The sequence below is a fragment of the Thermosporothrix sp. COM3 genome (assembly GCF_059696735.1).
In genome coordinates, this window is record NZ_AP019376.1 from 827,550 (window position 1) to 841,521 (window position 13,972).

11 protein-coding genes are annotated in these 13,972 nt (G+C 54.1%); 6 read left to right on the top strand and 5 right to left on the bottom strand.

Translation table 11 applies throughout. The features are described 5' to 3' along the window. The first annotated feature begins 471 nt into the window (after window positions 1-471). The gene (locus KTH_RS03555) at window positions 472-1,140 is read left to right on the top strand and encodes an HAD family hydrolase (RefSeq protein ID WP_111323891.1); all 669 of its coding nucleotides are present in this window, start codon (window positions 472-474) and stop codon (window positions 1,138-1,140) included. 45 nt (window positions 1,141-1,185) lie between these two features. Here KTH_RS03555 and KTH_RS03560 read toward each other — a convergent pair whose 3' ends face one another. Next, window positions 1,186-2,250 carry a diacylglycerol/lipid kinase family protein gene (locus KTH_RS03560; protein WP_111323890.1) on the bottom strand — a complete coding sequence of 355 codons (1,065 nt, stop codon included), beginning with the start codon at window positions 2,248-2,250 and terminating at the stop codon, window positions 1,186-1,188. A gap of 133 nt (window positions 2,251-2,383) precedes the next feature. On the opposite strand from KTH_RS03560, the gene KTH_RS03565 reads away from it, so the two are divergent. Then, complete coding sequence (locus KTH_RS03565) at window positions 2,384-3,109, top strand: 3-keto-5-aminohexanoate cleavage protein (protein ID WP_111323889.1); 726 nt, start codon at window positions 2,384-2,386, stop codon at window positions 3,107-3,109. Between the two features lie 70 nt (window positions 3,110-3,179). On the opposite strand, the gene KTH_RS03570 is transcribed toward KTH_RS03565, so the two are convergent. Next, window positions 3,180-3,773, bottom strand: coding sequence for a Uma2 family endonuclease (locus tag KTH_RS03570; RefSeq protein WP_111323888.1), 594 nt, complete (start codon window positions 3,771-3,773; stop codon window positions 3,180-3,182). Between the two features lie 318 nt (window positions 3,774-4,091). On the opposite strand from KTH_RS03570, the gene KTH_RS03575 reads away from it, so the two are divergent. Then, window positions 4,092-5,138 carry an NAD-dependent epimerase/dehydratase family protein gene (locus KTH_RS03575; protein ID WP_111323887.1) on the top strand — a complete coding sequence of 349 codons (1,047 nt, stop codon included), beginning with the start codon at window positions 4,092-4,094 and terminating at the stop codon, window positions 5,136-5,138. A gap of 43 nt (window positions 5,139-5,181) precedes the next feature. Here the strand turns inward: KTH_RS03575 and KTH_RS03580 are convergent, their stop codons facing one another. The 3 genes from KTH_RS03580 to KTH_RS03590 all read right to left on the bottom strand — a co-directional run bounded on the left by KTH_RS03580 (window position 5,182) and on the right by KTH_RS03590 (window position 9,014). Next, the gene (locus KTH_RS03580; RefSeq protein ID WP_170142711.1) at window positions 5,182-6,402 is read right to left on the bottom strand and encodes a glycosyltransferase; all 1,221 of its coding nucleotides are present in this window, start codon (window positions 6,400-6,402) and stop codon (window positions 5,182-5,184) included. Window positions 6,403-6,551: 149 nt separating this feature from the next. Beyond that, window positions 6,552-7,742 (bottom strand): sensor histidine kinase, encoded by a 1,191-nt coding sequence (locus KTH_RS03585; protein WP_497616477.1) that lies wholly within the window; start codon window positions 7,740-7,742, stop codon window positions 6,552-6,554. Window positions 7,743-8,003: 261 nt separating this feature from the next. After that, complete coding sequence (locus KTH_RS03590; RefSeq protein WP_111323884.1) at window positions 8,004-9,014, bottom strand: helix-turn-helix transcriptional regulator; 1,011 nt, start codon at window positions 9,012-9,014, stop codon at window positions 8,004-8,006. A 352-nt stretch (window positions 9,015-9,366) separates the two neighbouring features. Between KTH_RS03590 and KTH_RS03595 the strand changes: the two genes are divergently transcribed. From KTH_RS03595 to KTH_RS03605, 3 genes are all read left to right on the top strand, one after another. Further along, window positions 9,367-9,966 (top strand): hypothetical protein, encoded by a 600-nt coding sequence (locus KTH_RS03595; protein WP_497616478.1) that lies wholly within the window; start codon window positions 9,367-9,369, stop codon window positions 9,964-9,966. A 228-nt stretch (window positions 9,967-10,194) separates the two neighbouring features. After that, a complete protein-coding gene (locus KTH_RS03600; RefSeq protein ID WP_111323882.1) occupies window positions 10,195-12,093 on the top strand; it encodes an ABC transporter ATP-binding protein in 1,899 nt (632 codons plus the stop codon). Continuing rightward, window positions 12,090-13,958, top strand: a complete 1,869-nt coding sequence (locus KTH_RS03605; protein WP_497616480.1) for an ABC transporter ATP-binding protein — start codon at window positions 12,090-12,092, stop codon at window positions 13,956-13,958. Before KTH_RS03600 ends, KTH_RS03605 begins: the two co-directional genes overlap by 4 nt. Window positions 13,959-13,972 lie beyond the last annotated feature (14 nt).

Sequence of the window (13,972 nt, forward strand, 5' to 3'; positions counted from 1 at the left end):
GCTTGCGCCAGCGCTCGCTGATCAACAGAAAGGTAAATACCTCTCTATCGGGATTAGAAATTTTTAGGGGCAATAACAACGCTGCTCATCTGGCTTGAGAGCGATCAAGAAGAGATAAATACTGTAATAGAGAAGAAAAATAGGGTATACTTATACTGACGGGAATTATATGACAGGAAAGAGGGAGGGGAACATCATGTTTGCGTCGGTGTAGAGGCTGGTGCTACAATGTGGCCTTGTATGTGCCATAGAATACACGCTTTGGCTCTAGCTTTGCTGCGTGAATGCTTTGCTGTGGCGGCGCGGTGAAACAGGGTGCTAGACTGCCCGCATGGTTTGACTTGCCAAATCGAGCAAGCCGGCAATGAGGACATACTTTTTTTCTGGTGGGTATGGCGGAGGGGGTTCCTCAACTTCACGCAGGCACTACCCGGATGTTTTGAAGATAGGCGAGGAAAGGATTTACCTGCTATGAAGCCATACCGAGTGCTTCTCTTTGACCTCGATGGAACGTTGACTGATCCCAAACCGGGCATTACTCGTTCTGTTCAGCATGCTCTGAAACGCATGGGGATTGTTGAAAATGATCTTGATTCGTTAGTCCCCTTTATTGGGCCTCCTTTGAGCGATTCATTTCAATACTTTTATGGAATGGACGATAGACAGGCGCGACAGGCTGTCGAGTTCTACCGTGAATACTTTGCTGTGCGCGGATTGTTTGAGAACGCGGTTTTCCCTGGTATTGTCGAGTTGCTGCAAGAGCTCCAGATGCAGGGAACGCGTCTGATGGTGGCAACCTCAAAACCGACGACGTTTGCACTGCGCATTCTGGATCACTTCCAGCTTTCTCCGTATTTCGAGTATATTGCGGGGAGCGAGCTTGATGGCTCACGAGTCAAGAAGAGTGAGGTCATAGCGCATGTCCTGACAGAACGTTCACTGTATGACAAGACCGAGATTGTTATGATTGGAGACCGAGAGTTCGATATTGTGGGAGCGCAGAAAAACGGCCTGGACTCGATCGCGGTTAAGTATGGGTATGGCACGGCCCAGGAACTTGAGTCAGCCCGGCCCACCTATATTGTGGAGACCGTCCAGGAACTCGCGGATCTGCTGGCCGAGCGTGAATTGGTCTCCTGAACAGGTGTGGAGAGGAAGATAACCGCTTCCTCTCCTCCCAGCTCATTATTGAATAGTCGCTGTGGCCGGCACGATTAATGAGATATTTTCATCGGCGACCCGGGCAAAAATGGGGGTCTGTCCACGTACTTCCCCGTCAAGTGTGGCGTCATGTGGCGCTCCCTCAACGTCGATGGTCACGCTCTTTGCCTTGAAGTGGTGAATGCCAGGAACGTCGGTCAATTCGGCTGCCAGCAGTTCGGGGTATTGTGCATGCCAGCTCTGTTCATTGGGGGGCTGATGGTCCTGCCGGGTGAAGAAGCGAGCCACACGGAACATCAATTGATCGAGGCTGATATCTTCGACTACCACGACATCAAGCAAGCGATCTTGCAGGCTGACTCCGGGCACGGTTGCTTGCAACATGCCCCAGAAAATGGGGGCGTTGACGACGGTTGCCTGTGCGGCCCGACAGCGGAGCATGACGGGTTTGCTGTAGATTTCGAGCGGTGCGCCCGGCGTGGGATGGTAGGCTACACCTTTCAACTGTATCACCACATTGATCGGCGAGTAGTTGCGCACTGCCTCCATCACGGCGACGGGATAGGTCATCGGGCCGAACTGCTGACGTATATCGCGGTTGGTTGCCAGCCGAGCAAATGCGACATTCAGCCCGACGGTTAACGCGTGAGTGAAGTACATCTTCTCCTGCGGGGGGATGACGATGTTCTCTGTGGGGTGCGGCTGTTGCTCTGCGGGCTGTGCCACGCCCAGATCAATCTTTTTGATAATGCCTGTTGCAACCACTTCTGCGGCACGAACCGGATCAATAGGAATGCCAACCGTGCGCGCGACATCGTTGGCGGTGCCAAGCGGGATAATCCCGAGCGGGAGCTGCGTGTTGACCAGGTGAGCCGTCACGCCGCCTACCAGACCATCCCCTCCGGCTGCAATGACAAGCTCAATTCCCTCTTCCTGCCATTTCTGGCCCTGCTTTGGAAGCGTGTCCAGCTCAGTTATGGGAAAGTGGTCTACGACGTCGATGTTGTTCTGTTGGAGCGCCTCAAGAGCCTGATTCAGTTGTGCTGAACGGCCCGAACGGGGGCTATGAATAACGATTCCTCTCTTCATCTTCTGTACCCGTCTGCCCTCTCCTTCTATTGGGTAAAAATGTGCTCTATTTTGTCCTGATTTGCTGCTAGTATAACGTATAGGATAGCGAACTCGCAATCAGTATTCTATGAAGAAAGGACGTAGAAATCATATGTTTCTCAAAGCCTGTTTGAACGGAAGCCGGACTGCGGGGGAACATCCCACGGTCCCGCTGACGCCTGAGCAGCTTGCGCAGGATACTATACAGACGGTAGCAGCAGGGGTACAGGCAGTGCATCTGCATGTGCGTGCGGCAGATGGCACACAGACGCTCGATCCTGACGACGTTGCTCGCACGTTGACCACGATTCGCGCTCGTTGTCCTGGGGTTCCTCTTGGAATCAGTACCGCAAGCTGGATAGAGCCGGACCCGGCGCGGCGTCTGGAGCTCGTTCGTTCCTGGACGGTCCTGCCTGATTTTGCCTCGGTCAATTTCGTGGAGCCGGGAGCGGTCGAGCTCTGCATGACGCTGCTTGAACGGGGTATCGGAATCGAGCCAGGCCTGGGGAGCAGTGAGGATGCTCGATTGCTGCTACGCTCGGGATTGGCCTCGAGTTCGGTACGTGTGTTGCTGGAACCGGAGGAACAGGAGCTTCCCGAGGCGCTGCATGTGACCTCGGAGATGTTGCGGCTGCTGGAAGCGGGCAGCGTGACCTGTCAGATTCTGTTGCACGGATTTGAGCGAACGGCCTGGCCACTGCTCGAAGAGGCGGCGCGGCGGGGGTTGGCCTCGCGCATCGGGCTTGAGGATACGCTGTTGCTGCCAGATGGGCGACAGGCACGAAGTAATGAAGAGATGGTAACAGCGGCACGGCGGCTTTGTGCTCCATATGAATAAGGCATCTGCTGAAAGAGAGCCTTTTGTTCTGAAGAGCCTGTAGAGCAATGGGCACTTGTGGCAGGGAGTGTTAAAGCACTCCCTGATACAGCATGTCAACGTCCAGTTCCAGATCAAGGACCTCAAGCTGTATGGTCCCGGCTTCATATATTTCCTGCTTCCAATCAGTGTCGCGGCGATAGACCTCGATTTGCTGCTTGCCCTGACTTGCCAGGATGAAGACTTGCAGGCTGGCACAGCGTTTATACCGCTCGAACTTCTCGGTTCTGTCGTAGTGCTCCGTGCTTGGAGAGAGCACCTCAATGACGATGAGCGGAGAAATGCCCTTCTTTCCGGGCTTGCGATCCCCCAGATCACAGGTGACGACCACATCGGGAATGACGGGCGGCTGGTTATCGGGGATAAAAACATGTCGCCCTGCCTGTACAGAGCAGGGACCGCCGCGGCGGAGCTGACTGGCAAGGTCAACTAAAAAGTGACTCGTTAGCTCGCCATGACTCCAACTGGAGCCGGTCATATCGATAATGATCCCGGATCGTGTTCGGGGATCGTAATTGATCAGTTCGTAACGATATGGTTGCTCGCCGCTGATAAGGCGCTCAAAAGCCTCAAGTGTTGCGGGAACACCGTGCATTATCTCAGATGAGTGTGGTTGTTGAGCCATTGCTAACCCACCTTCTCTCAGGGGCTGACCAGGGAGCAAAAAGGCACTCCTCGGATATTATATCCGACAGATTTTCTATGCACCCTGCTTGCCCTGTGTACATGCCTTCCCACACGCTGTTGCTGCCAGGCAGGCGACAGGTACGAAGTAATGAAGAAATGGTAACAGCGGCATGGCGGCTTTACTCCGCATATGAGCGAGTTTAAGGGCGACCTATGCTACAAGCATAGCTGATCCCTTGCTGTTCGTTTTGGGCACTCTTTATACTACCTGTCAGGTGATCGAATCACACTACCAGAGTTGAAAGGAAGCGCCTTCATGCGTGTATTGATCCTGGGCGGTACAGGTTTTATTGGGCCGTCTGTGGTACGTCGTTTATATGAGCGCGGTCACGAACTGACCCTTTTCCATCGGGGACAGCATGAGATCGAGACCCCGGCAGAGGTTCGACATATTCATTGTGATCCAACCAGGCAGCCGGTAGAGGCTCTCCCGGAGTATCGCGAGACCTTGCGCGAGCTGGCACCCGATGTCGTGCTATATATGGTGCCGTGGTCCGACCGAGATAGCCGTATCCTTGTTGAGACGATTCGCGGAATAGCCCGGCGTGTCGTCGGGATCAGCAGTCAGGATGTGTACCGTGCGTACGGTCGGCTGCATGGGACGGAGCCGGGACCAATCGAGCCGGTTCCCCTGACCGAGGATTCGCCATTGCGCGAGAAGCTGTACCCCTATCGCGACCCGAACAGCAAGCAGACAGAGTATCCTTTGTTTGATATGGGAGCATATGACAAGATTCTTGCCGAGCGGGTCCTGATGGGCGCTTCAGAGCTTGCGGGTACGATTCTGCGGCTGCCGATGGTTTATGGTGAGCGAGATACGCAGCACAGGCTCTATCTCCATTTGAAGCGGATGGATGACCAGCGCCCCGCTATTCTGCTTGATAAGGGCCTTGCTCGCTGGCACTGGACGCGCGGGTATGTCGAGAATGTGGCCGAGGCGATCGCGCTCGCTGTCACCTCAGACCAGGCAGCCGGGCGCATCTACAACGTTGGTGAGCCGTTCACGCTTTCGTTTGCCGACTGGATCCAGACGCTTGCGAAGGTGGTTGGCTGGCAGGGCGATATTGTCACGTTCCCCCGAGAGAGTATGCCACCACAATTGCTTTTCCCGGTCAATACCGATCAGGATATTGTGACCGATACCTCGCGTATTCGAGTGGAACTTGGCTATCAGGAGCCGGTGGGGCTGGATGAGGCGCTTCGGCGTACTGTAGCCTGGGAACGCGCGAATCCACCACAGGGACTTGACCCACGCCTGTTTGATTACAAAGCGGAGGATGAGCTATTGCGCTCTCGTCACTAACAAAAAAGAGCCGTGGCACGAAACAGGTGCCACAGGCTCTCTTCTATCGATGAACGGGCTCCGCTTCCGGTGTGGCATGATAGCGGCGTCCTCGCCACTCAACGCCCTTGCCCGTCAGAATGCGTAGTCCCGATTGTCCCAGAATTCCCATAAAGATCAGCCCTGCCAGCGGGTGCGTCAGGGTGTAGCGTTCGGGAATGCCCGTGTTTTGATTGAGCCAGCTTCGATAGAGCCCCAGAGGCAACAACTCACAGAGGCTGACCGCCAGAGCCGTCTTGCGCCAGCGTCGCGAGAGGAGCAGCAGCGGCAACAGGAACGGCATCACCGTGACCATAAAGAGCCCCACAATCTGAACAAAGAAGAACGGGACGCCGCCCCGATTGCCCAGATAGGAGTTCTTCAGCCAGCCGCGCCAGATCTCCCGGAAGCTCCGATACATGCGCACACTGACAAGCTGCCGGCCATCTAGAAAACGAATGCGGTAGCCATTCTCTTTTACGGTGCGGGCCAGCATCAGATCATCAACCAGTGTGTTGCAGAGTTCGGGCCGGGCAAAGCCGCCAAGCGTCTCATAGACCTTGCGCCGAATCAGGATAAATGGTCCTGCTGCCAGCGCGATAGGGCTGCCTGGATTGTTGACCTTGCGTGGCGGGTACAGCATACTGATCCCCATATAGGCGAGGGGCATCAGCGTTTTCTCCCAGAACGTCGGGAGTTCCTGTGCCACACCAAGCGTGTAGAGGTCGATGCGTTCCTTGAGCGCCTGGTTCACTGCGGTTCGCAGCGCGTATGACTGATGATAGGTATCGGCGTCGGTAAAGAGCAGCCATTCGCCGCGAGCCTCCTGGGCGCCGCTGTGCATGGCGTGCGGCTTGCCTGTCCATCCGGCAGGCAGATCACGCAATTGCAGGACATAGAGCCGGTCGGCTGCTGCCGGATGGTTTCGCCCGATATCCTCAAGAATTTTGCCTGTAGCGTCGGTCGAGCCGTCATTCACCACGATGACCTCAAAATGCTCATAATCCTGCTCAAGCAGCGATTCGACGCAGCGACGGATATTGAGCTCTTCGTTGCGAGCTGGCACGATAATCGAGACAAAGGGCTGTTGTGCGGGCTGCTTGCCTGCGGGCAACGGGTAGACATGGTCATTTTTGCCCGGCAGGGTGCGCCACCAGTTATAGAGATAGAATCCCGCGACTCCCAGTGCATGTGACCATAAGAGAAAGCGCGGAAGCCGCCCACGCGATTGGTGCTGTTTCTTCATACAAACATCCATCAAGAGTTTTTGATGTTATCCATTGTTGGCTTGAGATGACAGAGCAAAAGGGCCCTTGTTTCTTTTTTGGAGGGAAAGAGACAGGGACAGGTTTCATGAATGCACTTGAGCAGGTACATATGCTCTCCTGTTCAAGATTATAGCGCATGAAGAGGGAGCTGAAACCAGAAGGTAGCCCCTTTGCCGGGGGTGCTCTCAACCCCAACCTGTCCACCATGCCCTTCAATAATCACACGAGTGACATACAATCCCAGACCCAGACCATGCGAGAAACCGGGGAGTGCCTGGATGTATTCCGAGCAATAAAAGCGCTCCCAGATCCGTTCCTGCTCGAAGCCCGGTAGCCCGGGCCCCTCGTCATGCACCTGCACGTGTACCTGATCCGTTTCAACGCGGTGTAACGAAAGCGTGATTGGCTGATCGGCAGGAGCAAAGCGCAGCGCGTTCGAGAGCAGGTTCAGGACGACCAGCGAAATGCGCGCCTCATCAATGAACAGGGGCAATTGATCGCACTCGGGTTCAAGGGACAGCAGGAAATGATGATCAGGGTGGAGCCTGCTCTGTTCCTCAAGGAGAGAGCGCAGCAGCTCGGTCAGATCACATTCGGTGAAATCGTACGTCAGCTGGCCGGTCTGGATGCGGATTGTCTCAACCAGATTGTCCAGCGTGAGCGTCAACGCGCTGATGTGTGCAAGGGAGCGAGTGCAGCGCTGCTGCAACAAACGGAGCGTGCGCGCACTGGGTGGCGCTTGCAGACTTTCCTGAAGCACCTGCGTGTTCAGTGACAACGAGGTCAGCAGGGAGCGCAGGCGATGGCTGATCATCGTCAGTGTATCTTCGTCGGGGGTCTGCGTCTCATCAGTGTGGGCAGGCTGGATCTTCTGCGCAAGTTGCTGACGTTCCGCCTCGCTCTGGGCCAGCGCGATACCACCAAGCAAGAGCAGCAGCGTTGTGCTTTCAGCAAGTTGATAGAACGCTTCTGGACGAAACAGGCAGGTGAAACAGAGAAAGAGCGTTATTTCTCCGGTGACGATGGCAAGCAGCGCGGGCCCTGTTCCCCAGAGAAAGAGCGTGCCCCCGGGGGGAAGCAGAAAAAGGAGTAGAGAGAGAAGAGAGAAGTCGGGAAAGAAAAGCGAAAGCAGGCAATAAGAGCCCGCTGTCACTCCCAGAGCAATGCAGCAGGCACTTTGTGGACGTTGAAACACGGCAGGGAGCCAGGGAGGGCTTGCGGTGTGGGTGCGCAGCCAGACAACAAGCGCCCTGAAGAGGGAAAGAAGGGTGACTGATAGTTGACCGAATGAAGCTCTTTTTCCGCTCGGGTATTCCATTCCTGATCTCCAGACATATCTTTCTCCTGGCAGAACGGGCCGGAGCAAGCACAAATATCAGATAGGAGTGCCACTGAGGACATTCCAACGTTCTTTTGAGTCACGTTTCCGTAGCGCGCTCATGTATCACAGTCTATCATTTTTTCTGCTTTTCAGGGAAAGCACGAAAAAGCAGCTAGAAGAGCGCTGCTTCTCTCAGTAATACGCATGTTCCAGGGCTCAGGTTCAGTCCGTCTGGAAGTGGTGCGCTGGAAGAGGAGATTAAGAGGCGTTGCGTTTGGCAGCCGAGTGATATTTCTCGGCGATGGCGCGGGCGGTGAGCGAGACTGCCGCACGGACCTCTTCGGGGGCCAACACGGTTGCATCAGTACCGAACGAGAGGACATACGAAACCGCTGACTCGATTGAGGATGCCTGCACCTGCACCACAATGCTTCCGTTGGGTTGGGTGGTGAGGATGGTATAGCGACCTTCAAGGCGTTGCCTGGCCTCGGGCGTGATCTCAAGGCGCATGGTCAGCGGCTGTTGAAACCCTTCAATCAGGGCGCGTTCACTTTTCCAGTAGGTTTGCAGGTCAAAATCGGGGTGTGGATCGGCTCGTAGTTCGAGAACTTTCAAATTTTCGATATTGCCAACGCGAAAGGTCTGGTACTTCTTGCAGGTGTGGCAGTATGCGACGAGATACCAGACGCCCGTGCGAATATGGCGCAGCGAAACCCCTTTAAATACCAGCCCGATGGGATCGACGCGCCGCCACTTGACGCCCGCACCATCCACGCAGGAGATGCAGGGATAGCGAATCTCGATCTGTACGGTTCCAAGCAGGGCCGAGCGTATGCTTTCCAGATAGGTTGTTTTATTTGGGCCACTACACCATGCGCTGGTATCAAAGAGAATGCGTTCCCGGGCGGCGCGAACGTCGGAACGATATTCCTCCGGGAGCGTTGCTTCCAGCTTGATGAGCGCTCGATGGAGCCCGTCATCTCCGGCGAAGAGGCTATAATTGCCTGCGATGTCGGTGCTGAGGATCAGGGAGACGGCTTCCTCTCGGGTGAAAATCGTCGAATCAAACTGATAATCCTCGGGCAGATAGTATCCGCCGCCCGGGCCATAATCCATAGAAATGGGGACATGTGCCAGCGAGAGGGTATTGATGTCTCGATAAATAGTTCGGGTAGAAGTACCTAAAATATTTGCGAGGCGTTGAGCCGTCATTTTTCCGCGTGCCTGAAGCAAGAGTGTAATGGCAACAAGGCGCTCTATCTTTTGCATAGCCTATATTATGCGTCAAGGCCGGGATAAAAACAAGGTAGAGCTTTCTCAATATTTCGTGTTCCACCCCGTTTTATCTCGAAATGAGAGCGCTGCAAGGAATCTTCCGGGTATCTTTTTCAGCGTGCTGATTTTTCAGGTATTTTTTCGATGGAGCTGAATGGATTGAGTAGGAAAATGCTACTAGAAAGCTTTTCTTTTTCGCTATGAGACCGTAAGCTTAGTGTGCGTGCTATTTCTTCAAAAGAAGGATCTGTGACTCTATGCGGTGCGAGCTGACCGCGTGGGATGATGATGAGTAACAGGGTATATCTACTCTATCATCGATGATGTCTATGCAAGGAGAAAATGAATGCAGCAGTTTTATGAGGAAGGCTATCAGGAACAGGCGGCAGAAGTGGTAGAACCCACCGCTACCCAACAATTTGTACAGCAGCCTGTCATGCAACCATCGTTTCGCTGGCCTCGCAATCGTTTCCTCATCGCTCTTGGTTCCCTCCTCGTGCTTCTGGTCCTCAGTGTGTTTATCTCTGTCTATTTTCTTTCTTTTGTAGGTGCTGCTGCCTCTTCCTATACTCTGACGCCTGTCCTCTCTCCTCTGTTGTATCTGGTCGTGTTTGGGGCCGTGATCGGCGTGTTTGGCTGGCTCGGTTTCTATGCTGAGCGTCGGCAGGATGCCGAATATCAATCGGCGATCCAGATGCGCGATGGCAAGGTGATTGAGCCCCCTCGCTCTGAGCCTTCTTTTCTTCAGCGCCTGATGATCCTCATTCTGATGTTTCTGATGACGTTGCTAACAGTCATGAACGGCGCTCTCTTTATGAGTGAGCTGGTATTGGCTCAGCGGATGATTATAGTGGGATCGGCTATACTTGTGATCGCGTGTCTGGTTGAGTTGTTTTTGGGCGCGATATGGGTTACGTACCAGTTCTTGCGACGCCGCTCCTCTTGAGTGAGATGCGTGCCTTTCTGTACTGGCGTGACGGGCGTACAGGCCCGAAAGGGCTATTTTTTGTTCTGGTATCCTGTCCAATAGTACAGAATTGATCGCCGCGTAAAAAATCTTGCGAATGACTGACAACATTCTGTCACCCTTTTCTCGCTACACTTTATCGGGGAAGATGAATGGTTGTAGAGTAAAGGTTTTCTACCGGCGCGTCAAGAAAGGATTTAGCACGCAATGCCTTCAAGAGAAGCCCGAAAGTCGTTATCCTGGTATCTTAGTGCATTTCGATTCAACATTCGTATTCTTTTTCGTATTGTAGGTCTTTTGCGCCCTTACTGGTTGTGGGCGGTGGCGGCTGTACTCTGTTTGCTGCTGGCTACGGGCGCTTCATTGGCGGTCCCAAAGTTGCTGGAATGGGTGATTGACGTAGGTCTGAGAACTGGCAACATGAGTGATCTCTTGCTGGCCGCCGGAGCAATTCTGGTGGTCAGTATTTTGCGTGGTGTCTTCTCCTATGGGCAGGGGTACTACTCGCAGGGTCTCTCAAACCTGGTCGGGTATGATCTACGCGATAAGCTGTACAATCACCTGCAACTCCTGGACTTTGCCTTTCATGACGACTCAGAAACCGGTCAGTTGATGTCAAACATGACGGTTGACATCGAAGGCGTACGCAACTTTATTCCATTTGGTCTGTTGCGGGCCATCCTGGCGCTTGTCTACTTTGTTGCGATTACCGTGATTCTCTTTCTTCTGGACTGGCGGCTAGCGCTGGTCATGATGGCTTTTATTCCATTCATGATCTTCTTCACAAGCCGCGTTGGTGTCCACATCAGGCCGGTCTGGCTCGCGGTTCAGAGGGAAAATGGTATCCTGAGTACAGTGATGCAGGAGAGTCTGAGCGGTGTTCGTGTCGTCAAATCGTTTGCGCGCGAAGAGTTTGAAATTGATAAATTCGATAAGCAGAATCAACTGCTGCGCAATTATAGCCTGAAGGCCATGCGCTTTATGGCCTGGAACCAGCCGCTGTTGCTCTTTGCGCTGAACGTCATTACTGTCATTGTGGTCTGGGTTGGTGGTATTGCCGTTATTGATCACAAGCTCACGATTGGTGTGCTGGCTGCGGTTGTGCAGTACGCCCTGTTAATGGCAACCCCAATTCGTACCTTCGGCTTTATGATTAACTGGCTCATGCGTGGTCTGGCCTGTGGTGAGCGTATCTTTAATATTCTGGATACGAAGCCGAAAATTCAAGATGCTCCCAATGCTGTTGAACTCAAAGAGGTAAGAGGCGACATCAAATTTGAGCATGTTTCGTTCTCTTATCAAAAAGGACCTGAGGTTCTGCACGATATCAATGTTGATGCAAAGGCCGGTCAGATGGTTGCGTTGCTTGGTCTCACCGGGAGTGGTAAGAGCACGCTGCTGCATCTGTTACCGCGCTTCTACGACGTCTCCGAGGGTCGAATCACTGTTGATGGTCATGATGTGCGCGATGTGACGCTGTCATCCCTGCGTCGCAATATCGGGCTGGTGCTTCAGGATGTCTTCCTGTTTAACGCGACCATTCACGATAATATCGCCTTCGGTGTGGATGACGCGACCCGTGAGCAGGTCATTGAGGCGGCCAAAATTGCCCGTATCCATGACTTTATTATGACTCTGCCCGATGGTTACGAAACCTGGGTTGGTGAGCGTGGTGTGACGCTTTCTGGCGGTCAGAAGCAGCGTATCGCCATTGCCCGTACGCTGATGCTGAACCCGCGCATTCTGGTGCTTGACGACTCAACGTCCAGCGTGGATATGGAGACCGAGTACCTGATTCAGCAGGCGCTCGATGCAGTGATGAAGGGACGCACTACGTTTGTTGTCGCCTCGCGCTTGCGCACGATCAAACATGCCGATCAGATTCTTGTGCTGGAAAATGGGCACATTGTGGAGCGCGGCACCCACGATTCGCTGATTGCGCTGAAGGGGCGCTACGCCCGCCTGTATGATCTTCAGTTGCGCGATCAGGAAGAGTTTGAAGAGCGTATGGTCCAGCATGATGGGACCCAGTTTACCAGAGCTGCCCGGGAGGAGCATGAGTTTCCCGAGCGTGAGCAGATCAGGCAGAGGGAGGTGACACGGTGAGCACCCGCGCAGTCAAACGATCCGAGTTATATGAAAAGCTGGCAGCCCGCCACACCTGGAAAGAAAACAGTCTGGCAAGTTCAGACGAAGATATCAATTCAAAGTTTCAATGGAAATCACTGGGTGTTTTTATCCCGTTTGTTGCCGAGTACAAGTTTCAGGCGATCGCCAGCGTCATATTGATGCTCATTTATACCGGCCTCAATATCGCGAACCCGTTTCTGATCGGTCTGCTGATTGACGACTACATTCAGAAGCGTGACCTTGCGGGTCTGGGCTGGATGAGCGGCCTGCTGCTGGTTCTCAATGTGGCGATGTGGCAGGCGCAGTACTGGCAGATCTGGAGTATGTCGTGGGCCGGACAGCAGGCACTGTATAAGATCAGCTCGCACATGTATCGGCATCTACAGCGGCTCTCTCTGAGCTTTTACGATCATACCCAGATCGGGCGTGTGATGTCGCGTCTCCAGAGCGATATTGATGTGCTTGAATCCATTCTGAGCTCTGGCTTGCTCTCAATGCTTGCTTCGCTGGTTGCGTTGATCGGTATCATCGGAACCATGCTAGCGATGAACGTCAATCTGGCCTTGCTCTGCTTTACCGTGATTCCGGTTATGTTTGTGATTGCCTTCTTCTGGGCTCGCTACTCTCAGCGCTCGTTCCGCCTGACACGCTCGGCAATCTCGCTGGTGAACGCGACGCTTCAGGAGAACATTTCTGGTATCCGCGTGATTCAAAGTCTGGTGCGTGAGGGGCGCAATAGCGAGGAGTTCGACGAGCTCAACCGCTATAACCTCGACACGAACCAGCATGCAACCGCTATCTCGTCGCTGATCTTGCCGCTGGTTGAGGTCGTCGCTGCGGTGGCGACTGTGCTGGTCGTGGTCTTCGGTGGCATTCAGGCGGCGCAGGGCTCGCTGGCGATTGGTACGCTGGTTGCGTTCACGCTCTACATTAACCGCTTCTTTGATCCGATTCGTGATCTGAGCATGCAGTACAACCAGTTGCAGCGTGCTGGTGTTGCTGCCGAGCGCATTTACCATATCCTGAGCGTACCCATTGAGATCAAGGATAAGGAAGACGCCTATGCGTTGCCTCAGGTTCGCGGCGATGTGAAGTTTGAGAATGTCGTCTTCCACTACAGCGAGGAGCATCCTGTGCTGCGCGGCCTGACGCTGGAGGTGAAAGCCGGTCAGACGGCGGCCATTGTAGGGCCGACCGGAGCCGGTAAAAGCACTATCATCAGCCTGCTGACGCGCTTCTATGACATCAAGGGTGGGAGCATCCTGATTGATGGACATGACATACGCGATGTCACGCAGGAGTCGCTGCGTAAACAGGTCGGCGTCGTGCCTCAGGAGCCCTTCCTGTTCACCGGCACGATTCGCGAGAATATTCGCTATGGCCGCCTGGAGGCGACCGATGAAGAGGTTGAGGCTGCTGCAAAGGTTGTCGGAGCGCACGAGCTGATTCTGCACATGGAGAACGGCTATGATACGATGATCCGCGAGCGTGGGCGTAACCTCAGTATGGGACAGCGGCAGTTGATCTCGTTCGCGCGGGCTTTGCTGGCTGATCCGCGTATCCTGATTCTCGACGAGGCCACAGCAAATATCGATACATTCACAGAAATGATCGTGCAGGAAGGGCTGCGTAAGCTGTTGCACGGGCGTACCGCCTTTGTGATCGCGCACCGACTGTCGACGATCAAGAACGCTGATCTGATCGTGGTCTTGCAAAAGGGCCAGATTGTCGAGCAGGGCACACATGATGAACTGCTGGATCGCAATGGAGCGTATGCGTCACTGTATGCGATGGGCTTCCGCCATACCGGTTCATCCGAAGAAGAGCCAGCAGCCGTCTAAATGCTCTTTTTCAA

Excerpts from the sequence above, each read along its gene's own strand:
- KTH_RS03590 (WP_111323884.1), bottom strand. The coding sequence starts at position 9,014 with ATGCAAAAGATAGAGCGCCTTGTTGCCATTACACTCTTGCTTCAGGCA.
- KTH_RS03565 (WP_111323889.1), top strand. The coding sequence starts at position 2,384 with ATGTTTCTCAAAGCCTGTTTGAACGGAAGCCGGACTGCGGGGGAACAT.
- KTH_RS03580 (WP_170142711.1), bottom strand. The coding sequence starts at position 6,402 with ATGAAGAAACAGCACCAATCGCGTGGGCGGCTTCCGCGCTTTCTCTTA.
- KTH_RS03575 (WP_111323887.1), top strand. The coding sequence starts at position 4,092 with ATGCGTGTATTGATCCTGGGCGGTACAGGTTTTATTGGGCCGTCTGTG.
- KTH_RS03570 (WP_111323888.1), bottom strand. The coding sequence starts at position 3,773 with ATGGCTCAACAACCACACTCATCTGAGATAATGCACGGTGTTCCCGCA.
- KTH_RS03560 (WP_111323890.1), bottom strand. The coding sequence starts at position 2,250 with ATGAAGAGAGGAATCGTTATTCATAGCCCCCGTTCGGGCCGTTCAGCA.
- KTH_RS03595 (WP_497616478.1), top strand. The coding sequence starts at position 9,367 with ATGCAGCAGTTTTATGAGGAAGGCTATCAGGAACAGGCGGCAGAAGTG.
- KTH_RS03555 (WP_111323891.1), top strand. The coding sequence starts at position 472 with ATGAAGCCATACCGAGTGCTTCTCTTTGACCTCGATGGAACGTTGACT.
- KTH_RS03600 (WP_111323882.1), top strand. The coding sequence starts at position 10,195 with ATGCCTTCAAGAGAAGCCCGAAAGTCGTTATCCTGGTATCTTAGTGCA.
- KTH_RS03585 (WP_497616477.1), bottom strand. The coding sequence starts at position 7,742 with ATGGAATACCCGAGCGGAAAAAGAGCTTCATTCGGTCAACTATCAGTC.